At 65.5% G+C, this 261-nt stretch carries 1 pseudogene; it reads right to left on the minus strand.

Annotation, left to right across the window (positions count from 1 at the left end):
* Positions 1-261: pseudogene (locus ACGWYJ_RS39115) on the minus strand (benzoyl-CoA 2,3-epoxidase subunit BoxB); the annotation flags it as partial.

The raw sequence follows: 261 nt of genomic DNA on the forward strand, positions 1-261 counted from the left end.
CAGCGGGTCGAACGCCGACTCCTTGAGCGTGCCGAGCTGGTACTTGCCGTCCCGGTCGGTGAAGTAGGTGAACATGAAGAACGACAGCCAGTCCGGGGTCTCCTCGTTGAAGGCGCCCAGGATGCGGGGCGACTCCTCGCTGCCGGAGTTGCGGTGCAGCAGCTCCTCCGCCTCTTCGCGGCCCTCGCGCCCGAAGTAGGCGTGCAGCAGGTAGACCATCGCCCACAGATGGCGGCCTTCTTCGACGTTGACCTGGAACAG

The sequence above is a fragment of the Actinomadura sp. SCN-SB genome (assembly GCF_043906805.1).
In the GTDB taxonomy this organism is placed as follows: domain Bacteria; phylum Actinomycetota; class Actinomycetes; order Streptosporangiales; family Streptosporangiaceae; genus Spirillospora.